20 protein-coding genes and 1 pseudogene are annotated in these 23987 nt (G+C 39.6%); 12 read left to right on the top strand and 9 right to left on the bottom strand.

Annotated features, from left to right (window positions below; all coding sequences use genetic code 11):
* The first annotated feature begins 217 nt into the window (after positions 1 to 217).
* The 3 genes and pseudogenes from istA to DPX34_RS19810 all read left to right on the top strand — a co-directional run.
* Positions 218 to 1762 carry an IS21 family transposase gene (istA, locus tag DPX34_RS19820; protein WP_111979360.1) on the top strand — a complete coding sequence of 515 codons (1545 nt, stop codon included), beginning with the start codon at positions 218 to 220 and terminating at the stop codon, positions 1760 to 1762.
* Between the two features lie 11 nt (positions 1763 to 1773).
* On the top strand, positions 1774 to 2526 hold the full coding sequence (gene istB / locus DPX34_RS19815; protein ID WP_111979296.1) for an IS21-like element helper ATPase IstB: 753 nt from the start codon (positions 1774 to 1776) through the stop codon (positions 2524 to 2526).
* 82 nt (positions 2527 to 2608) lie between these two features.
* A pseudogene (locus tag DPX34_RS19810) lies at positions 2609 to 3640 on the top strand (transposase); the annotation flags it as partial.
* Positions 3641 to 3909: 269 nt separating this feature from the next.
* Here the strand turns inward: DPX34_RS19810 and DPX34_RS19805 are convergent.
* The 6 genes from DPX34_RS19805 to DPX34_RS19775 form a co-directional block, all read right to left on the bottom strand.
* On the bottom strand, positions 3910 to 4824 hold the full coding sequence (locus DPX34_RS19805) for a hypothetical protein (RefSeq protein ID WP_111980163.1): 915 nt from the start codon (positions 4822 to 4824) through the stop codon (positions 3910 to 3912).
* Positions 4825 to 5291: 467 nt separating this feature from the next.
* Entirely contained in the window at positions 5292 to 5831 is a 540-nt protein-coding gene (locus tag DPX34_RS19800) for a hypothetical protein (RefSeq protein WP_111980162.1), read from the bottom strand.
* A gap of 418 nt (positions 5832 to 6249) precedes the next feature.
* Entirely contained in the window at positions 6250 to 6417 is a 168-nt protein-coding gene (locus tag DPX34_RS19795; protein WP_157964801.1) for a porin, read from the bottom strand.
* 665 nt (positions 6418 to 7082) lie between these two features.
* Positions 7083 to 7466, bottom strand: coding sequence for a hypothetical protein (locus DPX34_RS19785; RefSeq protein WP_111980159.1), 384 nt, complete (start codon positions 7464 to 7466; stop codon positions 7083 to 7085).
* A 118-nt stretch (positions 7467 to 7584) separates the two neighbouring features.
* Positions 7585 to 7878, bottom strand: coding sequence for a HigA family addiction module antitoxin (locus tag DPX34_RS19780; RefSeq protein ID WP_111980158.1), 294 nt, complete (start codon positions 7876 to 7878; stop codon positions 7585 to 7587).
* Complete coding sequence (locus tag DPX34_RS19775; RefSeq protein ID WP_111980157.1) at positions 7878 to 8156, bottom strand: type II toxin-antitoxin system RelE/ParE family toxin; 279 nt, start codon at positions 8154 to 8156, stop codon at positions 7878 to 7880. The genes DPX34_RS19780 and DPX34_RS19775 overlap by 1 nt, the downstream gene beginning before the upstream one ends.
* 388 nt (positions 8157 to 8544) lie before the next feature.
* Here DPX34_RS19775 and DPX34_RS19770 point away from each other — a divergent pair, with 388 nt between their 5' ends.
* On the top strand, positions 8545 to 8958 hold the full coding sequence (locus DPX34_RS19770) for a UPF0158 family protein (RefSeq protein ID WP_111980156.1): 414 nt from the start codon (positions 8545 to 8547) through the stop codon (positions 8956 to 8958).
* An 87-nt stretch (positions 8959 to 9045) separates the two neighbouring features.
* Here DPX34_RS19770 and DPX34_RS19765 read toward each other — a convergent pair whose 3' ends face one another.
* Both DPX34_RS19765 and DPX34_RS19760 read right to left on the bottom strand, forming a co-directional pair.
* Complete coding sequence (locus DPX34_RS19765; RefSeq protein ID WP_111980155.1) at positions 9046 to 9699, bottom strand: cytochrome b/b6 domain-containing protein; 654 nt, start codon at positions 9697 to 9699, stop codon at positions 9046 to 9048.
* Between the two features lie 21 nt (positions 9700 to 9720).
* Complete coding sequence (locus DPX34_RS19760; protein ID WP_111980154.1) at positions 9721 to 10149, bottom strand: cytochrome b562; 429 nt, start codon at positions 10147 to 10149, stop codon at positions 9721 to 9723.
* 229 nt (positions 10150 to 10378) lie between these two features.
* Here DPX34_RS19760 and DPX34_RS19755 point away from each other — a divergent pair, with 229 nt between their 5' ends.
* The 8 genes from DPX34_RS19755 to DPX34_RS19720 all read left to right on the top strand — a co-directional run bounded on the left by DPX34_RS19755 (position 10379) and on the right by DPX34_RS19720 (position 22894).
* The gene (locus tag DPX34_RS19755; RefSeq protein ID WP_111980153.1) at positions 10379 to 11662 is read left to right on the top strand and encodes an O-acetylhomoserine aminocarboxypropyltransferase/cysteine synthase family protein; all 1284 of its coding nucleotides are present in this window, start codon (positions 10379 to 10381) and stop codon (positions 11660 to 11662) included.
* A gap of 12 nt (positions 11663 to 11674) precedes the next feature.
* Positions 11675 to 12952, top strand: coding sequence for an O-acetylhomoserine aminocarboxypropyltransferase/cysteine synthase family protein (locus DPX34_RS19750; RefSeq protein ID WP_111980152.1), 1278 nt, complete (start codon positions 11675 to 11677; stop codon positions 12950 to 12952).
* Positions 12953 to 13307: 355 nt separating this feature from the next.
* Positions 13308 to 15923, top strand: a complete 2616-nt coding sequence (locus DPX34_RS19745; RefSeq protein ID WP_198673767.1) for a response regulator — start codon at positions 13308 to 13310, stop codon at positions 15921 to 15923.
* A gap of 67 nt (positions 15924 to 15990) precedes the next feature.
* Positions 15991 to 18423: a TonB-dependent receptor gene (locus DPX34_RS19740; protein WP_198673766.1), complete on the top strand. Its 2433-nt coding sequence runs from the start codon at positions 15991 to 15993 to the stop codon at positions 18421 to 18423.
* A 492-nt stretch (positions 18424 to 18915) separates the two neighbouring features.
* A complete protein-coding gene (locus DPX34_RS19735) occupies positions 18916 to 19539 on the top strand; it encodes an aspartyl/asparaginyl beta-hydroxylase domain-containing protein (protein WP_198673765.1) in 624 nt (207 codons plus the stop codon).
* 294 nt (positions 19540 to 19833) lie between these two features.
* On the top strand, positions 19834 to 21186 hold the full coding sequence (locus DPX34_RS19730) for an SAM-dependent methyltransferase (RefSeq protein ID WP_111980150.1): 1353 nt from the start codon (positions 19834 to 19836) through the stop codon (positions 21184 to 21186).
* Positions 21173 to 22198, top strand: a complete 1026-nt coding sequence (locus DPX34_RS19725) for a methionyl-tRNA formyltransferase (RefSeq protein WP_111980149.1) — start codon at positions 21173 to 21175, stop codon at positions 22196 to 22198. The genes DPX34_RS19730 and DPX34_RS19725 overlap by 14 nt, the downstream gene beginning before the upstream one ends.
* A gap of 18 nt (positions 22199 to 22216) precedes the next feature.
* Positions 22217 to 22894 carry a phage tail protein gene (locus DPX34_RS19720; protein WP_111980148.1) on the top strand — a complete coding sequence of 226 codons (678 nt, stop codon included), beginning with the start codon at positions 22217 to 22219 and terminating at the stop codon, positions 22892 to 22894.
* 159 nt (positions 22895 to 23053) lie between these two features.
* On the opposite strand, the gene DPX34_RS19715 is transcribed toward DPX34_RS19720, so the two are convergent.
* The gene (locus DPX34_RS19715) at positions 23054 to 23953 is read right to left on the bottom strand and encodes a MipA/OmpV family protein (protein ID WP_111980147.1); all 900 of its coding nucleotides are present in this window, start codon (positions 23951 to 23953) and stop codon (positions 23054 to 23056) included.
* Between the last annotated feature and the right edge of the window lie 34 nt (positions 23954 to 23987).

The raw sequence follows: 23987 nt of genomic DNA, 5'->3' as shown, positions 1-23987 counted from the left end.
GTGCATATTTTCATGCATCGCGATCACCTAATAACATTGATGCCGATCAGCTAATAACATCCATCGCGATCATGCAATAACATCGATGCCGATCACTTTTAACAAAAATGTTATTGAGTGATCGACTTGATGTTATTTGCTACCTAATCAAATTTCTCACGCATTGTAGGTGTGTTTAATCGTTATTCTTATCGTTTTAATTGCGATGGGGATAACTATGCCAACGGCACCTATATCTATGAGAAAACTTAAAGAAATACTTCGACTAAAATACGGTTCAAACTTAACGCATCGTCAAATAGCCAAAAGCTTGTCCATATCTCCATCTTCTGTTTCGACTTATGCGAACCGAGCTGCTCAGCTAGGGTTGAGTCAATGGCCTTTAGAAGATAAATGGGATGATGTCTCGTTAAAGCACGCCTTTTTCAATACCAAGGCAAAACCTAAACAATTTTCGCTACCCGAATGGTCTACGGTCAAACAAGCGTTAAGCTGTAAAACCATGACCCTTTTGCTGCTGTGGCAAGAGTACGCAGAGCAACACCCAGAGGGGCATTACAGTTACAATCACTATTGCAGGCAATATAAAGCTTGGCTTAAAACGCAAAGGCTTTCTATGCGCCAACACCACAAAGCGGGTGAAAAATTGTTTGTTGATTATTGCGGGCCAACCCTACCGATTGTTAATCCCAAAACAGGTGAATACCGTACGGCTCAAGTCTTTGTAGCGGTCATGGGGGCGTCGAATTACACCTACGCTGAAGCCACGCTATCACAAGGGTTAGAAGATTGGATAATGAGCCATGTTCGCTGCTTCGAGTTTCTCGGCGGCGTGCCGGAACTGGTGATACCGGACAACCTTAAAAGCGGCGTAACGAAAGCTTGTCGCTATGAGCCAGATTTAAACCCCACTTATCAACAATTAGCAGAGCATTATGATACGACGGTTATTCCTGCTCGGCCTTATAAACCCAAAGATAAAGCGAAAGCGGAAGTAGGCGTGCAAATTGTTGAACGTTGGATCATGGCTCGCCTTCGCCATGAAACCTTCTTCAGCTTGAAACAACTTAACCAGCGTATCGCAGAATTGCTTGACGATATGAATAACAGGAAAATGAAAAAGCACCCTGGCAGTCGAACCAGTCAGTTTGCCGCCATTGATAAACCCGCCTTAAAACCGCTACCACAGAGCACATATCAATATACCTTCGTTAAAAAGGTACGCGTTCATATCGATTACCATGTAGAAGTTGAACAGCATTATTACTCAGTGCCGTATTCCTTGGTCAAACAAAAGCTTGAAGCACATATAGGTGACCAACAAGTGAAGATTTACCACCAAGATAAGCTGGTGGCTATTCACCCAAGAGCTTATGGTGTAGGCCGGCATAGCACCAATGAACAACATATGCCCGAAGCGCATCGTCAGCATCAACAATGGTCGCCACAACGACTTGAACGGTGGGCGGCGCAAATCGGCAAACATACCGAGTCCTTGGTTAGACTCTACCTACAATCGCGTAAACACCCTGAGCAAAGTTACCGTCGCTGCCTTGGCTTATTAAACCTAGCCAAACAATATTCACCAGAACGACTGAATGCAGCTTGTGCCAGAGCATTGCAGACAAAAGTGACGCACCTTAAGGCCATCAGCAATATGCTCAGTAAAGGGTTAGAACAACAGCCACTACCGAATGAACAAAGAGACTTGCTTAATGACATTGAGCATCAAAACATCCGCGGTCAAGACTACTATCATTAAGGAATATTCACATGAATACATTATCAAACCAGTTAACGACATTAAAACTTAGCGGTGTTAAAGCCGCCTTATTACAACAAAAAGAGCAGTCTAATCTCTATATGGAACAAAGCTTCGAAGAGCGATTAAGCTTGCTACTGGACTATGAAATTACGGGACGGGAGCAGCGGCGTATTGAACGCCTCACCAGGCAAGCCAAATTTAGAATTAAAGCTAACTTACAAGAACTAGAATACCAAGCAGAGCGAGGGTTAAGCCAAGATAAGATCCGTAGCCTTGCACAAGGTGAATGGTTAACTCAACAGCATAACTTATTGATCACGGGGGCAACGGGTTGTGGCAAAACATACCTTAGTTGCGCGCTGGGTCATCATTATTGCCAGCAAGAACATAGCGTTTACTACTTCCGCTTAAAAGAACTACTGGAAAAGCTGTTTATGGCGCAAGCAGATGGTAGCTATCGAAAGTTAATCAACAAACTCAAAAGCTGCGACTTGCTGATCTTAGATGATTGGGGACTTGAGCCACTCAATGCCCAACAACGTAGCGATTTACTTGAGATTATCGATGCAAGATATGACTTCAAATCGACCATGATCACCAGTCAGCTTCCCGTCACCAGTTGGTATGAAATGATTGGAGAATCGACACACGCTGATGCGATCTTAGATAGACTTGTTCACAGTGCGATCAAGATCGAATTAAAAGGAGAATCAATGAGAAAAAGAAGAAATAAATTGACGGAAGCCGATCACGTCAGTTAGATTTTTATCAGGTCTACAATCGTGAGAAATTGTGATCGCCATCGATGTTATTAAGCGATCGGCATCATGTTATTACGCAAAGCGACTTCAGCAAGCCAGTAAACGCATTATTGCTGTGCACAAAGCACAAGATGAATGTCCAAAAACTGAAATAGCACAAGACTTAAAGTAAAAAGAAAAACTAGACAAAGCAGCCCAAAAGATAGCTCGATTTTTAGCCGAAAAGCCCGAACGAATGGGCAATCACAACACTCCCGTTAAAAGCAACATCACCGACAATGACAGCGCAAAAATGACAACCAGCAAAGGGACCATTCAAGGCTACAACGGTATTGCCATTAGCGATAACAAACATCAAATCATCTTACAAGCGCAAGCTTGGAGGTCGGTTGGTGAGCAACAAACCTTACAACCTGCCATCAAACAACTGCAAAACACGCTCACTAAAATACAACAAGCAGACAGCTTAAAAACCGCTAAATTCAGTGCTGACAGCGGATTTAACAGCCATGACAACATTCAATTTTTAGCCAATGAAAACATAGACGCTTACATAGCTGATACGGGCTTTAGAAGTCGTAATCCACTCTTTCAAAATAGTAAAACTTACCAAAAAAATCAGGCTAAAAAACGCAAAGCCCGTACTGATAAAAGCCACAAATTGTTTACCCACCAAGATTTCACATTCAACAAAACAAACTTAACGTGCACCTGCCCTGCGGGTAACGCGATGTGGTTAACGGCCAAGCCCAAAGAAAATGCAACGCACACTCGCTTTCAAGCTTACCTAAAAGATTGTCGAGTTTGCCCGATGCGCGAACAATGTATGCAAAAAGAGCCGAAGAAACACGGCCGACAAGTTTCAATACCAATAGACAAACTGCGCTCAGCAGCACAAATACTCAGCGATACAATGAAAGCTAAAATAGATAGCCCACAAGGTCGGCGTGAATATAGTAAACGGTTAGGTTGTATTGAACCTGTATTTGCCAATATCACCCAAAATAAAGGGATGGATTACTTCACTTTACGTGGAAAAACCAAAGTGAATGCCCAATGGCAAATGTATTGTTTAGTTCACAACATCGAAAAACTCAGAAATAGCCTGCAATGAGGCCAAAAATGCGCCTTTAAAGCAAAATAACACCAATAATGGATCATCTCTTCATACCTAACGGCTAAACCATCCAAAATACGCGCGAAAAATGAATGCGTTGAAAATGAAAAAATCAGGCAAGAATATCTGCGTTTTGCAGCATAAATAAATCAAAAAGTGAGTAATTCTACAGCCTCAACGCCTCAATAAGAGGCTAAAAATTGTGGGCTAAAATACGAGCTAAGCGAGATAGCCCGCTGTTTTTAGTCCTTTTAATTGATGTTATATCACCATGCCTCGGGATTCACGCATCCAGGACAAACATTAGCTAAGTTCTCATCCCAATAAGTCATTTCACCATTTGCCCAAGGCAAATAACAAGCATCGCAATCAACTTCTATTTCTTCGGATTCCTCATTTTCACAATAAGTACACTTATATCCAGTTGATGAATTAGAATTAGGTATCATGGTGTCGTTACCACAGCTTTCGCAGGTGTAAACATTCCATTCAATAAACATTTGCTCTTTAGGCCGCGTTCCTCTGTATAACGCATCCTCAGTTTCTTTAACTTCATGGTGAGCTTCAGAAAGAGTTTGCTCATATTCGTCAGCCAGAACAGAGAAAACATGAAATTTTTCTTTACCAACTTCGCTCTCAAGGTTGAATAAAGAAAACACATCCGTGAACTCATCTAGACCGCGAACTAGCCTGCCAATACATAGCCTAACTTCTTTGACAGTAAACTCAAATTCATAGTGTTCAATTGAATTTCTCAACCCTTTCATCCAATTGATGTCATCTATAAAATCTTGGTCTACAAATTTATTTCCTGTAATACTACATATTTCGTTTTTAGCGATTGAAATTACGTGGTCAACAGTAATTGTATAAGGGTTGGTATGCCCATTTATTAAAGTAGAAAAATCAAATTCACTTTCTTCAAGTAACTTATATGCAACCAATAAATCAACATTAGCTTCTTTAGCTTTTTGGATCAGTTTTTTATAGCACTTTAGATAAATAAGGTCTTCATCCAAAGTTTGAATGTACATTTTGAGTACAAGCTCGATACAGTGTGAGAGATGAAGAATAGAGAACTTAAAAGATTTAATATCGCCTTGTTCACCACTTTCAAACTTTGATAATGCCTCATTGAAGCTATCTAGCGCGTTTGATTTGATATCCAACTTAAGTTTCAAGATACTTCCTTATTAAAGAGGTGATATAACGCTTATTCGTGCGCAATTTACGTATTTTTCTACTAAATCTGCGCGCACTTTTATACTTTCTGTATTTTTAACAAATACGCTAACACATTGCTATTTATATTGTTTATTTGCAGATAAAAATTTATCAAAGATAAAAATGCGCATCTTGCGCATTTTCTTTAATCAGGGAGCAAAGAACGGGAGTTGTACATAAACACAGCGCTGCAAATGCGTGTTTGGTTTAAAACGGACAGAACGACAAGGTCGAATTGCAGGGTCAGTCTTTACTTCGCTATTTTTTAATCGGTTGATTTTAAGCTTTAACTTAAGGCGGTGTTATCACTTCACTCATAATAAGACCATGCAGGACAGGCACATGTAAACCTCTGATTTAATTCGATATTACATAAGCGAATCGACTACACATCGATGACTGTCCTTGAAGGGCTGGTTAGCTTTCACTTGCATGCCTCGGTGATTCTGTTATGTGCGACATCAACCGCATACCAACAAGAGCAATCCTCTTTTTCAGGTAAAGTATTCTGAGCTACAACGAAATGAAGCGTAAGCTCTTTGTTCGATGGATATTCGGCGATTTCTATATTGATTCGATTTTTATCCATTGATACCGGATAGTTCTCTCGCGAAATAGCGCCAAGATTAAGCCTTAATGCTAACCAATCTCCATCTTCAGTTCCGATGACCACTAACTTATTGTCCTTTTCCCATTCCCAAGCATCCAACCTTTCACCCGAACAACCATCACCTTTGCCTTCAAATTGATTCCAAGCACACGTGAATTCTAATTCCTTGATTGCAACCGAAGACTTAACCTTTAACAGTGCTGCAATACTACTTTCCAATTCCATGCCTTCAGGAAGTAATGGCGGTATTTCTATCAAGATAATTCTCGCATCAGAAAGGTCCCCCTCAACAGCTTTAACTGTAAAGGATACTGTTCCGATTGACGTTGTAATTGAGTCTTCGACTACCTTCAATATATGCACCATTCTCTATAAGAAACTAACGCTTAATCGTGCTCGATTTTCGCATTTTTTCTACTAAATCCGCGCGCACTTTTATACTTTCTGTATTTTTAACAAATACGCTAACACATTGCTATTTATATTGTTTATTTGCAGATAAAAAATTGATCAAAGATAAAAATGCGCATCTTGCGCATTTTCTTTAATCAGGGAGCAAAGAACGGGAGTTGTACATAAACACAGCGCTGCAAATGCGTGTTTGGTTTAAAACGGACAGAACGACAAGGTCGAATTGCAGGGTCAGTCTTTACTTCGCTATTTTTTAATCGGTTGATTTTAAGCTTTAACTTAAGGCGGTGTTATCACTTCACTCATGGCAACCTATTGAGACGAAAATGTAAATCGTGCGCGTAAACACGATGAAAACAAACTAAAAACGATATTGTACGCGCAATGAAAATGCGTTGCCTGAGCCTAAATTAACCCCTTCGTCAACGTATTCGCCTTTAATATAAATAGCCATGAGTTTGAGGTTTTTATCAAGATAATAATTTAACCCCAACGATACACTTTTAGCTTGGCTATTCTCAATATCCAAAGGGATCGTGTAGGACAGGCATATATAAGCTTATGATTTCATTTGCTTTTAAATCTTTAGTTGTCAGTGTCAATGACGACTGTTCCACACGATTTTATGGCTTTTTAGCTATACCTGAACACATATGCCCGCCCCAAGTAAACTAAGTGAATAGTCGCTACAACAGGCAATAAATAAAAAACTAATCCGTATTCGTTAGTACCTAATAAAATACACGTTACAATTATTGCCGTAATACCAGTCAGGATAAACAGTCGCATTTTTGCAGGTGTAATGTAGCCTTGCGTAGGGTTAAACAAATGCAATACTAAACATATGAGAGCTGTAAGCCCTAAGCACCCACCTATAGTTGGTAATAAATAAAGCAAAGCTTTAAGCTCGAATGGACTACGACTGAAAAAAATGGCAGGCACAAATATAAAGCTAAAGGCTAGCATGATTGTTGCGGGCCCAAAACATAAAACAACTTCCAACAAAATTAAGAATCTAAATAAAGGCTTCATATTGGTATAGATAACGAGCTTGTAGAATTTCTCTTTTAGAAAAAACAGCTCATAAAAATCATTAGAATTAAGCCCTAAATTGTACTTCTACGTGAAATTTAGGACGATATTGAGCGAAAATAGCAAACTGTTTTTTGTCCTTGTTTATTAGCGTGTTGTATATCACTTTTTATACCCAAAGCTAGATTTAAGTGACATTTTTAAAACGAATAATTTATTTAATAGCTTTGTAGGTGCAAAGGCTGTAATAAGTCCAATTAAGACAAAAGAACCAACAAATATTGACGCGTTAAGTTTGATTGCATAATCGTTCGTTGGTACACCGTTATACGTAATAGTTGCTTCTGGATCTAGCAAAATACCAACAAATTGGTAAAGCATAAATCCACCGAGAACAATGAAGCATCCACCGATAAATCTCATACCTTTCCTAAATCTGCGCATTGCTTTTAACTGCGATATGGCCACTGAATCCTCTGTAATATATAAACGCTTAAATAGTGTGCTACTTGCGTGTTTTTCTACCAAACCCGTGCGTATTTTCATACCTTCCGTATTTTTAACCAATAAGCTAACGCATTGCTATTTATATTGTTTATTTGCAGATAAAAAATTTATCAAAGATAGAAACAGTGTCAATGACGACTGCCCCACACGATTTTTCTTATGCTACTGCAAAATTTACAGAATGCACATTTGAAAGATTAATTTGTTGTTTAGCGTGCCACAGATCATAGTTATTTTGCATCGCTAACCAACTTTCGGGAGTTCTACCTATTGTTTTTGACAAGCGAAGAGCCATTTCTGGTGAGATAGCACTTTGCCCTTTAAGAACTCTGTTTAAAGTAGATGATGCAACATCTAATTGTTTAGCTAAATAACGACAGCTAAAACCTGCTGGTTCTAGATATACGTCGTAGATGAACTCGCCTGGATGCGGAGGGTTATGCATAGTCATTAGTGATAGTCCTCATAATTGAGAATATATGCATTACCATCGATAAACTCAAAAGTAATGCGCCAGTTACCATTTACCGTAATAGACCAAATCCCGTCACGATCCCCTTTAAGAGGGTGCAATTTAAAACCGGGTAAATTGATATCTTCAATTTCTTGTGCGGTATCTATTGCCGTAAGTTGCATACGCAGTTTGCGTTCATGCTTGGCCTGAATTCCAGCAACACTTCCTGTTTGGAAATATTTTTTAAGGCCTTTATGTTTAAAAGATTTAATCATGACATAAGTATAGCGTGATGCGCATCACTAGTCGATAAAAACATAACGTTTAGCCTTCATGAGCCACGTTGTGTGTGATCGCATAAAGTATAAAACCGAAAAGGACAGGCATCAATAAGCTTATGATTTAATTTGCTTTTAAATCTTTAGTTGTCAGTGTCAATAACGACTGCCACACACCGACCTACGTAAAAATCTATATAAGTTGTTGGGTAATTAAAATGTGTTCAGATTCGATTTTTTATTTTAGAACGAGGGTTTAGTCGTCATTTAAAAATACCAAGCGACTAATACTAAGCAATAAATACTAAACAACAAATACTAAGCAAGAATCAACATGCATCGCATGTTAGTTTTTGTCGCTTGATGAACTTAATCAGAGATTCGCATGAAAATTAAATTTAACGATATTTTAGATTTATTTGAGCTAGTTAATTTTGGTTCTCCGTTTGAACAAGAAGGGTATATTTGTAAAGAGTCAGGCAAAACATACTTTTATTCGGAGTTTGGTGACAATGAAGAGGAACTACCAGACGATATTAATGATGACAAGTATTTGGCTATTCCTTATAAAAATGAATTGGACCTAGGCAATAATCTCGTCTTCGATTTTACTCTAGAGCACCTACCAACAGAATATGAAAAAGTGCGTTCAATCTTTAAGAGTAAAGGGGCTTATACAAGGTTTAAATCTTTATTAGAGAGCAAAAATAAACTAGAAGAATGGTTTAAATTTGAAACCATGCGCAATGAAGAAGCATTACGAGAATGGTGCACAGAGCAAGGCCTTATCTTGTATTAGCGTTCATAATGGCGGCTTACCGTAGAGAATGTTGGGCTTCATTATTCAGCCCAACCAACTTGCCTATGTATGCCTAAGCGAGTTAACTTAGAAGCTCGCTTGATCAAACAGAAAATAATAAGCTAATCCCGACGAAATCAACCAAATCAAAATGCCGATATAGGATGCGCGCCAATAACGCTTAACATCACTAGAGACCACACTTGTGCCCGTAAATATCGAAAAAATAACTTTATGCTTGAGCGCTAGATGCACAACAGCAGCGAATATGTGCAAGCCAATCAGGATTAATAAAATATCGAAGTTGAGGGAATGTATCTCATCAAACCAATAGGCTAACTCTTCACTCACCGAGTACATTAAAGGCCCTTCGGCCAAGACATCATCTGTGGTAAAAAGACCACTGGTTAATTGCACAATTAACGAGAGTAAGAGTGCAAGTACCATATAGCCAGCCATTGGCGCATGACCGCTTTCTTTAACAAAAAGTTGCTTTTTTCGGTAAAGTGACGGCAACTGCCATGGCATTTTAATAAACTCAACAAAGCGAGAGTTCTGACTGCCAATAACCCCCCAAACGATGCGACTAAACACTAAACCCAGCAGGATAAAACCGTATAAAAAGTGGTTTTCAAAATCACCTTCTTCAGCGCTATACCAAAGTAAAGCCAGCAAAACTAGCTGGCTTAAATGATAAATTCGCGTGTAGCTATCCCACACTTTTGTTTTCAATTGAGACATCAATCGTTATCCAATTAATACTTATTTTTTACATTTCATTTTAAACGCTTTGTGACCTTTTTTATTACCTTTACCGATCACCGCTAACGCTTTTTTACGAGCGTCATTGTCGGTTGCATTTATTAATGCTTTAACGGATTCAGCCATTTTTTCCATGCCCTTTTGATAATGAGCATATTTAGTTTTTTCTTCTGCGCTTAATGCTTTTTTGTCAGTAATGCGAAGGGGAATATAATCTTTAGACTTTAATGATAAATCATACAACGACTGAGAATGCGTTTTCATGGCTGATTCGTCATTTTGCTTTAATGCCTTTTTATAGCCTTTTAGCGCATCTTTCATCTCTTTCATCACATCAGTTAATTCTGTTTTACCGCAATCAGGGTGAACAGCAAATGCCGAAGGTAAAAACGAAAGGGTTAATAAAACTGAAAATAAAATATTTTTCATTTGTTAAGGTTCCATATTATAAAAAGCTCGAAGTTAAGCAAAACATATCACGATATAGCTGCAATGTTAACGGTTGAGCTGATTACGCTGTTGTTATGTTTTTTAGCGCGCTAAATGTCTAACGATCAAATCACGCCCCTACTTTTGAATTTACAAATTGTTTGAACGCGCATTTTGCAGTAACTTGGGTATAACAACGAACTAATATAAAGCAGCACAAAGGAATATTATGAAATTAGAATCTCTAGCGCTACATCATGGTTATGAATCTGAACCGACAACTAAAGCCGCCGCCGTTCCGATTTATTTAACCACATCGTACACGTTTGATAATACCCAGCATGGCGCTGATTTGTTTGATTTAAAAGTGCCAGGCAATATTTATACTCGCATTATGAATCCAACAACCGACGTGCTTGAGCAAAGAGTGGCCGCAATGGAAGGGGGCATAGCCGGTTTAGCCTTGGCGTCGGGTATGGCTGCTATTACTTATGCTATTCAATGCATTACCGAAGTCGGAACCAATATTGTTAGCAGCGCTCAATTGTATGGCGGTACATATAATTTATTTGCGCACACGTTACCCCGCCAAGGTGTTGATGTGCGTATGGTGTCGGCTGATGATATGGACGCTTTTGATGCGGCTATAGATGAAAACACCCGAGCGGTATTTTGTGAATCTATCGGTAACCCAGCCGGTAATGTCGTTGATATTGAAAAACTGGCTGCAATAGCACACAAACATGGCGTTCCGCTGATTGTTGATAACACCGTTGCCACGCCATTTTTATGCCGCCCCATTGAATTGGGTGCCGATATTGTGGTGCATTCTTTAACTAAATATATTGGCGGCCACGGCACGGCTGTTGGCGGTATTATCATTGATTCGGGCAAATTTGATTGGGTTGCTAATAAAGAAAGATTTAAAATGCTAAACGAACCTGATCCTTCGTATCACGGGGTGGTTTATACCGAGGCATTAGGGGCGGCGGCTTATATTGGTCGTTGTCGAGTGGTTCCGCTTAGAAACACCGGCGCGGCCATTTCACCAACCAATTCATTTCAAATTTTACAAGGCTTAGAAACACTTGGCTTACGCATGGAACGTCACTGCGAAAACGCTGAAAAACTAGCACACTATTTAGCTAACCACGATAAAGTGAATTGGGTTAATTATGCGGCGCTTGCCGACAGCCCTTTCAATGCGACATGTCAAAAAATATCGGGCGGTAAAGCGTCTGGTATTTTAAGTTTTGGCATTAAAGGCGGCGCAGAGGCAGGATCGCAATTTATTGATGCGCTGCAAATGATTTTAAGGTTAGTGAATATTGGCGATGCTAAATCATTAGCTTGTCATCCGGCCTCAACAACCCATAGACAACTTGATAAAGATGAATTAAAAAGCGCTGGAGTCAGTACCGATTTAGTGCGTATCTCAGTTGGGATTGAAAGCATTGATGATATTATTGCCGATGTAAGCCAAGCTTTAGCTGCCGTGACCTTAAGTGAATAAGAGTAAAAAAGTATGGATTTAGAATCGATCGCGTTGCATCACGGATACGAAGCCGAAGAAAGCACAAAGGCCGCTGCGGTGCCTATTTATCAAACCACATCTTATACGTTTGATAATACACAGCATGGTGCCGATTTAAATAACATGAAAGTAAAGGGTAATATTTATACCCGCATTATGAACCCAACAGCAGAAGTGTTGGAAAAACGAGTGGCCGAAATGGAAGGCGGAGTCGCAGGGCTAGCCTTAGCGTCTGGCATGGCCGCCATCACCTACTCTATTCAATCGTTAACTGAATCAGGCGATAATATTGTCAGCACCAGCCAATTATATGGCGGTAGCTACACGTTATTTACGCAGGTTTTACCCCGTATGGGCGTTGATGTAAAAATGGTGAGCGCTGACGATTATGCAGGATTTGAAGCGGCAATTAACGCTAAAACGAAAGCTATTTTTTGTGAATCTATCGGTAACCCTGCGGGTAATGTTGTCGATATTGCTAAGTTAGCAGAGATTGCGCACCAACATGGCATCCCCCTTATTGTCGATAACACGGTCGCGACGCCTTATTTATGCAAACCAATTGAGTTAGGCGCTGATATTGTGGTGCATTCTTTAACAAAATATATTGGCGGCCACGGCACATCTGTCGGCGGTATGATTGTTGATTCAGGTCGATTTGATTGGGCCGCTGACAAAAAACGGTTCAGAGTATTAAACGATCAAGAGCCCGCATATCATAACTTAAACTTTGCAGAAGCCTTAGGCGAACTGGCTTATATTACGCGTTGTCGGGTGGTTTCGCTTCGAATTACCGGCGCGGCTATTACCCCAATGAATGCGTTTCAAATATTACAAGGGTTAGAAACGCTCGGGCTTAGAATTGAACGTCATTGTTACAATGCACAAAAGCTGGCCGCGTTTTTATTACAACATAACAAAGTAAACTGGGTTAATTACGCTGCCTTGCCTGATAGTCCTTATTACCCTATTTGCCAGAAAATAACGGGCGGAAAAGCCTCCGGTATTTTAAGTTTTGGTATTGAGGGAGGCGCAGAAGCCGGCGCGCAATTTATTGATGCACTGCAAATGATATTAAGGTTAGTGAATATTGGCGATGCTAAGTCGTTAGCTTGTCATCCGGCCTCTACAACGCACCGCCAGTTAACGCCAGCACAGTTAAAAAGTGCAGGCGTTAGCCAAGAACTCGTTAGAATTTCAGTCGGCATTGAACATATTGACGATATTATTGCGGATGTCAGCCAAGCATTAGATGCCGTGACGGTATAAGTTAATCAACGATTAGCGTGTTTTGAATTGAATGAATAGCCGAGAAGAACAAGCATCAATAAAACGTTAGTATGACAAACTCAAGCCCATCTAAAAAGTTTGATGAACCGTTTGTGCATTAAGGTCTTTACATTAAAAAGCATGAGGATTCGTCAGACTTGGGTATCGTTACGCTTTACCTAGATTTTTAAGCGTTCTACAGCTACGTTTATATAATCTTAAACTTATATTTGAGCCTATGTATAAACGGCTATGGTTATTATTAATATTCTGCGTTAGCTGCGTTTCAGCGGTCAATGCAGAAGCTTTAAAACAACCGAAAAAAATATTGTTAATCAGCTCTTTAAACCAGGATATGCCTTGGCTTAAAAGTGTTGAGCTAGGTTTGCGTAACGAGCTCGATAAACAGGCACAAACATACCATTTATATCGAGAATATTTAGATGTAGGACGCTTTGACGAAACACATCAAACCGCGTTATTTAAGCATTTTTTAAAAGAAAAATATGCGCAAAATCAGATCGATATTATTATCACGCAAGATTCAAGCGCCGCACACTTATTGCAAACCATGCCTGACTTTTTTAAGGCAACGCCTAGAATATTTGTTGAACCCGGCCCTGACTTCTTACTAAAAAATCAGCAAAATAATCACATTATCAATAGCCAAGTTAATTACGCTAAAGCGGTCAACAGCGCTATTGAATTACTCAAACCGAAAAAAGTGATCACCATCGCCGATACAGATCACACCATATCATTAGACAGTTTTAAACCACTTATCACGGCCTTACAACAACATAGTCAACACATTCAACTAGAGCAATGGGTTGATCTACCACTATCTGAGCTGCACGAGAAACTAAAAGCAGAACCCTTAACCTCGCTTGTTTTATATACCCCTATATTTAGACAACAGAATGGAGATGCGCTCAGCCCATACCAAGTGGTAGAAATATTAACGAGCAAACAGAGCCCACCGCTCTTTACATTTTGGCATTCTTTATTTGGGTCTGGCGTTGTGGGCGGGTATTTATTATCTGGGACGCAAATAGGTCAACAAACAGCCGAAGCCGTAATTGATTACATCAATCACAAACATTACAAAAAATTAGATCAAAATAAACTCAGTCATTTTTACTATGACTGGCGTCAATTAACCCGGTTTAACATCCCTAATCGTGATTTACCGGCCGATGCAATAATTGCTTATTACCAACCGAGTTATTATGAGCAAAACAAACTCGTTATCTTAAGCTCATTAGGCATTATTATAACCCTAAGTTTATTTTTAGCGTTTGTTACTCAGCTCAATAACAAACGCTTACATTTACTTAATCAACTCGCCATAGAGCGAAATTCGCTTGAAGATAAAGTACAAAAACGCACCTTAGATTTAAATATGGCTAAAGAGCAAGCTGAATCATCGGCTAAGGCTAAAGCTGACTTTTTAGCTAATATGAGCCACGAAATCAGAACACCGATGAATGGCGTTGTAGGCATAACAAACTTATTAAAGCAAACCACATTAAGCCATAAACAAAGCCAATATGTAGATAAAATCAATTATTCAGCTCAACAGCTATTAGTGGTCATAAACGATATTCTTGATTTTTCAAAAATAGAATCAGGCAATATTGAACTTGAAAATCACCCTTTTTCATTAAATACGGTAGTCGATTATCTTAACGCCACCTTTGAAACATTAGCAGAACAAAAAGGGATTAAATTTAAGATCATAATGGATAATAGCGTGCATGCAGATTTGATTGGCGACATCGTGCGCATTAATCAAATACTTATCAACTTATGCTCCAACGCGCTTAAATTTACACAAGAAGGTGAAGTAACCGTTAATATTTCGGCCACAGAAAATAAAACACGCTCAAATAATGATTTTTCTTATGGTCTAAAGTTTACGGTAAGTGATACAGGCATTGGTATTGCAACGCAAAACATCAACCGTTTGTTTGATGAATTTACTCAAGCTGACACATCAACTACGCGTAAGTTTGGCGGTACGGGGTTAGGTTTAACGATCAGTAAACGCTTATGTAAATTAATGCAGGGCGACATTGAAGTGCAAAGCGAAATAGGTGTGGGCACTACATTTACCGCCACCTTGCAACTAGAATTAAATAATCAAGTTATCACTCATGGGATTAAAACATTAGCATTTGATAAAAGCTTTGATGTACTCGTGATTGACGATAATCCATTTGCGACCCAAGCACTTGATGAGCAATTACAGCAATTTAATTTAAATGTTGTCTGTGCCGATTCTGCTCATACTGCCCTTAATTTAATTAAACAGCATCAAACCTTTAGCGCGATCATTTTAGATTGGACGATGCCAGTAATGGACGGTGCCGACTTCATTCTAAAATTAAGAGAATTAAAGCCCGATGACGCCCCTGAAATAATTGTTTTAACCGCCTATAACCTCGATATTGTTAAAAGACACAGCATTGATTTAAATGTTGCAGCCATCCTGCAAAAGCCCGTATTAAGTGATCTGCTTTTTCAGACTTTGCACCGTGCTATTTCGACAGATAAAAAAATAGATAACACTCATCAAAAGCTAGATTTATCTGATGTTCGTATACTGATCGCAGAAGACAACGAAATTAACCAAATTGTGATCTCTGAATTACTAACAAAAAAAGGAGCTACCCTCACCTTAGTTAACAACGGTGAAGAGTGCGTTAACGCACTGATGAATCAAGATTTTCAGCTCATTTTAATGGATATTCATATGCCCGTTATGGATGGCATCGCAGCCACTAAAAAAATTAGAGCGCTGCCAACGTCAACTAAAGCCAATATCCCTATTGTGGCGTTAACCGCTAACGTATTAGAAGCCGACATCAAACATTACATTGAAATCGGCATGAATGCCCATGCGGCCAAGCCGATTGAAATTGAAGCATTGAAACAAATTATTTTATCGCTGGTGTATGAAAAATCGTGAGCATTAAAGAAAATCAGAGATGAGCTCTATTACAAAACAACGCCATATTATGCAGACAGAGGTTAACGTGAAAATAACAAATAAGTGCACACTATTATATTTATGTTCTGGCGTTTTAATTAGTAGCATCCCTTTTGCAACCCGCGCACAAGAGACAAGTGCAAATACAGCCAGCCACTCTGCGTTAGAAATAATCGAAGTTACCGCTCAAAAACGCAAGCAAGATAATCAAAAAGTAGGGATTGCCTTAACCGCCTTATCAACCGATAACTTAGCCGAGTTAGCGTTAGAGAATACCGTATCGATTACACAACAAGTGCCTAATTTACAAGTAAATGCGTGGTCACCCAACTTAACTTTTTTTAATTTACGCGGCATATCTCAAAACAATTTTACAGACAATTTAGAATCCCCCATTGCGGTATATGCTGACAACACATACGTGGGTAGCATGAACAGTGTCGCAAACATGTTATTTGATATGCAGCGAGTCGAAGTATTGCGAGGGCCACAAAGTACACTGTTTGGTCGCAATGCCATCGGTGGGGTGATTCATTATATATCGGAAGATGCATCAAAAGATTATTTTAATGGCTATGTCAAAGCGGGTTTCGCGAGTTACAACACTCAACGTTTGGAAACCGCGCTAGGGGGCAGCATAACCGACTCATTACGTGCACGGGTCGCCTTAAGAAAAGAACAAGCCGATGGATATATCAACGCCAACAGTCCGAATATACGCCCTATCGGCGGAGTCAATGCGCAAGCGATAAAATTCAATTTACAGTTAGATTTATCCGACAATATATTAGTTGATTTTAGTCATCATTTTAGCCAAGACAAAGATGTGCCAACCGGTGGTTATGCATTTTTACCTTGGACTCAATCTGAAATTGATTCCGGTTATATTCCACCTGAATTAATCAATTTCACTAAAAATGTGATCTTAGATGGCGGAGATCCACCTAATGACTTATCGGTACTCGATTTTACCAAGCAAGTATTTTTTAATACCAAAGACGGCTTTACCCCCGTTGATGCGTCCGGTTTAACATTATATCAAGGCGACCATTCACAACCTTATAAACACTTTTCTAATACCGATGGTTACCTAAACAGAATAATGCGCAGCAGCACAGCCAAAGTCACCTTTAGCGGAGATAACCTTTTACAATTCAATTCCATCACCAACATCCAATCATTAAGTAAGCAATACTTAGAAGATGGCGATGGTATTGCAGCGCCTATCATCGAGTTCACAACTGAACTGGAATACGACCAATGGTCACAAGAATTACAACTTTCAGGCAAGCATAATAATAACCGCTGGCAACTTGGCGCTTATTATTTAAATATGCATCACGATGGACTTATTTCTACGGTGGGCAACCCCGTTATACGACTGGCTAATAGTTTAAAAACAGACAATCAATTACCGCAAAATTATCAACCCAACGAAAACAGCCCAAAAGCCATACAAGATTATGAAACTGAAGCAGATAACCGCTCGCTATTTGGGCAGTACGAACTTGAAATAGAGGATGACTTAATCTTGATTTCGGCTCTACGTTGGTCACAAGATTCTAAAGAGCTTAATTACACCCGAGGGTTTATAGATGAAAAGGCTAATATCCCGTTAATTACACAGTTAGCAATCACGCCTCACAACGAAGACATCGCCAGTATTAACTACACCGATCACGCTGCCAGGTTACAATTAAACTATCAAGCGACAACAGATTTACTTTACTTTTTGTCTTATAACCGTGGCATAAAAGTCGGTAATTGGGCATTTTCAGCCAGTGTAACGCCAGATAAAATACAACATAAACCTGAAACCCTGCATGCCTATGAGTTCGGCTTTAAATCTATATTTTTAGCCGAAAAAATAAAATTAAACGCCACCAGTTTTTATTACGATTATAAAGATTATCAAGCGTTTTCGATGGTAGGCTTAGCCCCCAATATAAACAACTCCGATGCCACCGCATCAGGGACTGAAATTGAATTTGCGTGGTCGCCTTACCCTGCCTTAAATTTACAATTTGGGGCTTCTTACATGACATCAAAGGTTGAACATGTCGATGTGATCGGTACTTGGCAATCACCCGTGGGTGGCGGTACCGAAATTGTATTTCCTGTAAAACAGCTCACCAATACAGAGTTACCTAATGCGCCTAAATACTCATTTAATTATGCTTTAAATTATGCGTGGCAAATTGAGCAAGCAACCCTATCAATACAGCTCGATGGTGTGCATTACGATGAACAATATTTAGAAGTGACCAATGGCGGGGGCGCATATCAAAAAGCGTATAGCTTATTAAATGCCAACATCAGTTATACCGGATTTAACGAGCGGATGACGATTATGTTATGGGGTAAAAACTTAACTAATGAGGTTTACAAACAATACAATTTAGACCTTGGCATGCTGGGTTCTACCGCTTTTTATGCGCCCCCGAGTACGTATGGGATCAGCATGACCTATGCTTGGTGAACGCTTGGTGAATACTCGGTAAGTGCCTGTGAGGTATTAACGGTTCCCTTCGAATTTTGATATTAAATATTCACAACTAAAGGGTATAGTACGACCAGAGCCGAGAAGAATAGGCATCTTTAAAACGTCGAGATTATTGTTTTTAAATTAAATTTCATGGCTGTTCTGTTATTATTTTTGGGTGTTGTGAGCGGGCAAACCACGCCCTTGATGATGAGGTAACTCGGTGTATTTAAGTCATATATTGCAAATTTGTTTAACTTTTTATGTTTGGGTATTTAAAAACGCCATGCGGCTGTTGCGAATCGTTTTACTTATGGCAATTAGCCATAAAGACCTGCGAGATATTCATCAAAAAAAAATATGGTTACCAACTTGCTTTAGTTTCGCTTTCGTAAAGGCGCTATTATGATGCCCATTGTGGAGCGGTCATTTCGGCTGCCTATCTAAAATTAGCGGTATGTGTAAATAGTTAATATTGAGGAAATTAAAGTGATAGCGAATTCTCTTAGTGATTTAACAGCCTGCAAAATTAATGAGTTTGATACAGAAGCATTGCGGCAGAGTATTAGTCTTATTCGAACTCTAAATTGGACTAAACATGTTAATCGACGAGTCAACTCAGGTGGCTGGGATATTTTTCCTTTAAGAGTTCCAAGTCATACTATTAATCAGCACCCTATTCAACAATGTTTTAATATTGAAAATAATACTGAATGGTGTAATACCAAACCATTATCAAATACGAATACCCTGTTACAGGTTTTAGCGACGCTGCACTGTCCATTAGAATCAGTGCGTTTAATGCGCTTGTTTCCTCGTGCTCACATCAAACCGCACCAAGACCAAGGCTTATCGGTTAATAATGGCAAAGCTCGTTTACATATACCCATAGAATCAAATGACAGGCTTAGTTTTGTTGTTAACAACCACGTTATTCCAATGAAGACAGGTGAACTTTGGTATATAAACGCAGATCAAATACATGAAGTCATTAACCATGGAAAAACGAGTCGTATTAACTTGGTTATTGATTGCTTAACAAATGATTGGTTAATTGGCCAATTAATGAAAAGCAAACATAAAATCAATAGCCCAATAGCATGTAGAAATTAAGGCCGCTTTTAGCCATAATGTTTACGCTAGTTACTGAACGAGGGCATACCTGCAAACTGATCTCTTTTTTAATGTTACAACATGATTGATGGAAACCATCAAGTTAGCCGCTTGTGCAATGATCATGAAATACGATTTATATTTGTAAACCCTTTTCGAAATTTTACACTCAATTTCATTGATAGTTTCATTAGTTATAACCTTATCTTAATAAATAAGGGGTTTTAGCTTTTTCTTTCGCCTATACTCAATATCAATATTAAATATAAGTGTTGTTGATAGAGAAACCGTCAGATGAGCAATCAAAATTTTTCACAAAACTTTCCCGATTACCAGCAAGATTCAGCCGAACCCTTGATTGCTCCAGACGCAATGAATGACACACTGCGGCAGCAGTTAGAGCGTATTGCTGGGCAGAGCAAAGCAAAAACAGATAATACGTTACCAACAAAGACGGAATCAACGACGGTGACAAAATCGTTGAAAACTCAAACGTTAAGCCATATTTTGCAGTCGGGTGTGGACATAATATTGAGTCATTCAAATATTGATAAACCGTTGTTGCAATCGAAATTGGATACCATGTACGAAGGCTTGAACTCTGTTTATGAACAGGCTGATATTCCGTCGTCTTTGCGTACTCGTCAATTTATTTCAAAGCACGGTTTAATCATGTCAACTAATCACTGCGTCACTACGCAGCGAGATTTATTTCGTGTCCGATCGTTTATAAGAGGCGTGCATCATGCTATTAAGAAAAAATTATCGCAAACGGACAACAAGATCCATCTTGTCTATCCAGCCTGTGGCCCATTTGCACCACTGTTACTCCCCTTATTAGCCCATTATCAACATAATGGCGAAGTGAGCCCTGAACAACTCAATGTTACATTAATTGATATTCAACCAGCCGCCGTGGCGAGTTTACAAGCCGTTATTCGAGCGACTCATTTGCAGTCATTTATTCATAAAATAGTTTGCATCGATGCCTGTGATTATCAGCCAGATATCCCTATTGATATTATAGTACTAGAAGCAATGCAGCATGGTGTTAGCCGAGAAGCCTTTATTCCCATTGCTCGTCACTTTGCCAACGTAATGAAGCCAGACGCATTCTTCTTACCTGAGAAAGTATCTGTTCGGGCCGTTATTGGTGTTGGGCAACGTGAATTCGTTGAGCAATGGCAAAATCAACGCCCTGTTGAAGGAGGCAACATGTTAACGCCCCCTAATATTCATCGTATTGAAATGGGTGAAGTGTTAGCGATTACGCCTCAATTTTTACAACTAAACCAAGATCTAATACTTGATGAGCACACCCGTTTGTTGCCTTGTGCTGAACTATGCATTCCTACATTGATTGATGAACAAGATAAGCCTCTGTTGTTATTGTGCACAACGATTAACGTTTACGGAGAGGACACTTTAAATGAATACGATTCAGGAATTACGCATCCATTACCCGATATGCAAGTCTGTATAAATTTTAAACCTAAAGATGCCAAACCCGGTGATTTGCTAGTTAATAGTGGTGACAGGCTTAAGTTTTATTATCGATTAAATGGCTTACCCGGTTTTATGACTACATTAGCGGCCTCTCCATCAGCTAAAAACTCTAAATTGGGCGTTGAAAATGAGCGCATATAAAAGTACCAATACCTCAACGTCTAACCAAAATACGAATATTGTTGTATTTGCAGCTAGTACTTATGCGCAACCTGTTATTTGGTATTTAGCGCAAAAAGAAGTGCTTGCAGGGGTAATAGTTCCCGACCCTCGGGAAATGAGTAGCCAAGCAGCCGAAGTTCAACAACTATTACGCATGTTATTAGATGCAAATATCCCCGTACAGGCCTGCAGCAAAGATAACTTAACGATTATTCATCAGCAATTTGACCAATGGCATGGTCACATGGGCCTTATAGTGGGATACCCGCATATTTTACCCAGTGTGCTGGTGGAGTATTTATCAAATAGTGTTGAATTTGGTTGTTATAATCTTCACGCGTCAACATTACCAAAATATCGAGGCCCTCAACCACTTTACTGGCAAATACGTAATCAAGAACGCAAATCAGCTATTGTTTTACACAAAGTAGAAAAAGAGCCAGATACTGGCAACATTATCGTACAGACCCCTTTTTCTATCGGTGAGCGGGAAACTTTACCTAACTTATTGCAACGTGTCGCTCATACAAGTGTGGATTTAATTGCTAGCCTTTTAGAAAATTGGCCACCAAATAAACAATATCAGCAAGGTGAAACTCAACAAAGCTTAGATCCTTCCCTGCCGCAAACTATAAATTATGCAAGACGTTTATTGACATCAGATTTAACTCTCGATTTTAATCAACAATCGCCGGCACAAATAGTCGCCCAATGTTTAGCGGGTAATGGACAAGCACAGTCTGCGTTGTTTTCTTTTAGGCAAGTCGTGTGCAACTTAATGCAAGCGACAGAAATAAAGCAATCAAATTTTGGAACCGAGCCAGGCACCATACTCATGATTGATGAATATGAAGGCGTTATTGTTAGTGTTTATCGTGGTGCGCTGCGCTTAGATGTTGTTAGCGTTGCAGGTGGTGTGTACAGCGGCTTAGCATTTGCTGAGCTGTTTCAGATAGATGCGGGTTGCCAATTGCAAACCGTATCACTTTAAAATAAAAGAGAGGGTAATATGGAATTTATGATGGGCGGAACAATTCTTTTTGGCGGTACCTTTGCTCCAAAAGATTGGGCTTTTTGTGATGGCCAACTAATTGCTATTAGTCAAAATCAAGCACTGTACGCAATATTAGGAACAACGTGGGGTGGAGACGGTCGAACTAATTTTGCTCTGCCAGATTTACGAGGGCGAGCGCCTATCGGAGCAGGAAACGGAATTGGGTTGACCGACATCAATGCTGGACGGCAAAAAGGTTCTGAAATCAATACGCTTCATCTGAGTCAAATGCCTGCACACACCCATTCAGCCACTTTTACAGGCACTGGCGGTGGTAGCAGTGGCACTTCTGCTGTTGTTGACGCTAAATTAAAAGTATCGACGGAAAATGCGAATTCACCAGTACCTTCAGCAGGTGATTATTTGGCAAAAGTTGTTACTGGTGGTTCAGGCCCTGATAAAGATGAGAATATCTACCGTGCTGCATCTAGCGGGGTAGATGAGACTAAGTTAGTCGCTTTAGCTGAGGGGAGTTTAGATATATCGGTTGACGTTCAAGGAGGCAACGGTATAACGGGAGGCACAGTGACTGTTAACCCCACGGGCAATGACGCTGCATTTAGTATTATGCAGCCTGTTTTAGGAATGAATTATATCATTGCTTTAGAAGGAACCTTCCCTTCTAGAAATTAAGATGTACAGCGGTAATCTTAACCAGTAAGATAATCCCTCATTTATTTTTTATAAATGAGGGATTTAAATTTAAGAAACGAATCGAGTAGGATGTAAATCGGTAAGCCCTATATGATTAGCCACAAAGACCTGCGAGATATTCATCAAAACAAAATATTGTTACCAACTTGCTTTAGTTTCGCTTTCGTAAAGGCGCCAAACAAACCCAATACCTAAACTGTAAGTCACCTCTTTTTCATACAAAGGGCTATCTTGATTAGCTGCACCTTGAAAAAACTTAGCCGAGCCGCCTACGAACCCGCGCACTTTATCGGCGATCGGAAAAGATATACTCATCGATAATTCAGAGCCTAAATATCCACCTTTAGCGTTATAGGCTGAACGTGTCGATGTTGCAAACTCAGGGTCGACTTGATAATAGTATGCCTGAAATTTTTCAGAGGCATAGGTTAAACTTAAAGCGGTATTTAAACTCGTCTCTTTAAAAAAGACACCGCGCTGCTGATAAGTTAAGGTGGGTTGAATAACAAACCCTCGTTGATCAATTTGATTAAAATCGCTTGAAAAAGCAGCTCGGGCTTGCAAACGCGCATTTAACCTTGCATCTCCCCCATGCTCAAACTCGTAATCTTTTATCCGATAGAGTAACTGCGGCCCAATTTCAAATAAGTAGTCAAGCTCAGGCATGCCGGCTCTAACCGAATCATCTTCACTCTTAGCAGAGAACGCACCGCCAACAGATAAATCTAATTCAAAATCACTTTTTTCAACGACGACGGCTCGCACACCATTACCACCGCCGACTCGAAATATATCACCTCGATAAACAACGTAGGGCGCCGCTAAGGTAACAGCATTACGTTCACTCGATGCAGGGTAATTAGTCGTGTTAAAACTAGCGCCACCCACACCAAACTCCCATAACGGCTGACTTTCATCTGCATTTTCAAACCCGGTTAAGTCACGCTGTGGCGAATTATTGGCGGTATTAGCTAAGGCAGAAAATGAAAATACAACGGGCAAAACAAGCGCAAAAAAGGTTAATTTACATCGAGGCATCTGGCACCTATAAACAAAATATATTTAGCTTAAA

Origin of the sequence: Algibacillus agarilyticus, assembly GCF_003286125.1 — a bacterium.
GTDB lineage: Bacteria > Pseudomonadota > Gammaproteobacteria > Enterobacterales > Alteromonadaceae > Algibacillus > Algibacillus agarilyticus.
This window is presented reverse-complemented; position numbering and strand designations above follow the sequence as displayed.

Bases quoted from the DNA above. Each gene is read 5' to 3' on its own strand.
- DPX34_RS19720 (WP_111980148.1), top strand. From the start codon at position 22,217: ATGGAATTTATGATGGGCGGAACAATTCTTTTTGGCGGTACCTTTGCT.
- DPX34_RS19770 (WP_111980156.1), top strand. From the start codon at position 8,545: ATGAAAATTAAATTTAACGATATTTTAGATTTATTTGAGCTAGTTAAT.
- DPX34_RS19715 (WP_111980147.1), bottom strand. From the start codon at position 23,953: ATGCCTCGATGTAAATTAACCTTTTTTGCGCTTGTTTTGCCCGTTGTA.
- DPX34_RS19760 (WP_111980154.1), bottom strand. From the start codon at position 10,149: ATGAAAAATATTTTATTTTCAGTTTTATTAACCCTTTCGTTTTTACCT.
- DPX34_RS19785 (WP_111980159.1), bottom strand. From the start codon at position 7,466: ATGAAAATACGCACGGGTTTGGTAGAAAAACACGCAAGTAGCACACTA.
- DPX34_RS19750 (WP_111980152.1), top strand. From the start codon at position 11,675: ATGGATTTAGAATCGATCGCGTTGCATCACGGATACGAAGCCGAAGAA.
- istB (WP_111979296.1), top strand. From the start codon at position 1,774: ATGAATACATTATCAAACCAGTTAACGACATTAAAACTTAGCGGTGTT.
- DPX34_RS19775 (WP_111980157.1), bottom strand. From the start codon at position 8,156: ATGATTAAATCTTTTAAACATAAAGGCCTTAAAAAATATTTCCAAACA.
- DPX34_RS19730 (WP_111980150.1), top strand. From the start codon at position 19,834: ATGAGCAATCAAAATTTTTCACAAAACTTTCCCGATTACCAGCAAGAT.
- DPX34_RS19765 (WP_111980155.1), bottom strand. From the start codon at position 9,699: ATGTCTCAATTGAAAACAAAAGTGTGGGATAGCTACACGCGAATTTAT.
- DPX34_RS19780 (WP_111980158.1), bottom strand. From the start codon at position 7,878: ATGACTATGCATAACCCTCCGCATCCAGGCGAGTTCATCTACGACGTA.
- DPX34_RS19755 (WP_111980153.1), top strand. From the start codon at position 10,379: ATGAAATTAGAATCTCTAGCGCTACATCATGGTTATGAATCTGAACCG.
- istA (WP_111979360.1), top strand. From the start codon at position 218: ATGCCAACGGCACCTATATCTATGAGAAAACTTAAAGAAATACTTCGA.
- DPX34_RS19745 (WP_198673767.1), top strand. From the start codon at position 13,308: ATGCCTTGGCTTAAAAGTGTTGAGCTAGGTTTGCGTAACGAGCTCGAT.
- DPX34_RS19725 (WP_111980149.1), top strand. From the start codon at position 21,173: ATGAGCGCATATAAAAGTACCAATACCTCAACGTCTAACCAAAATACG.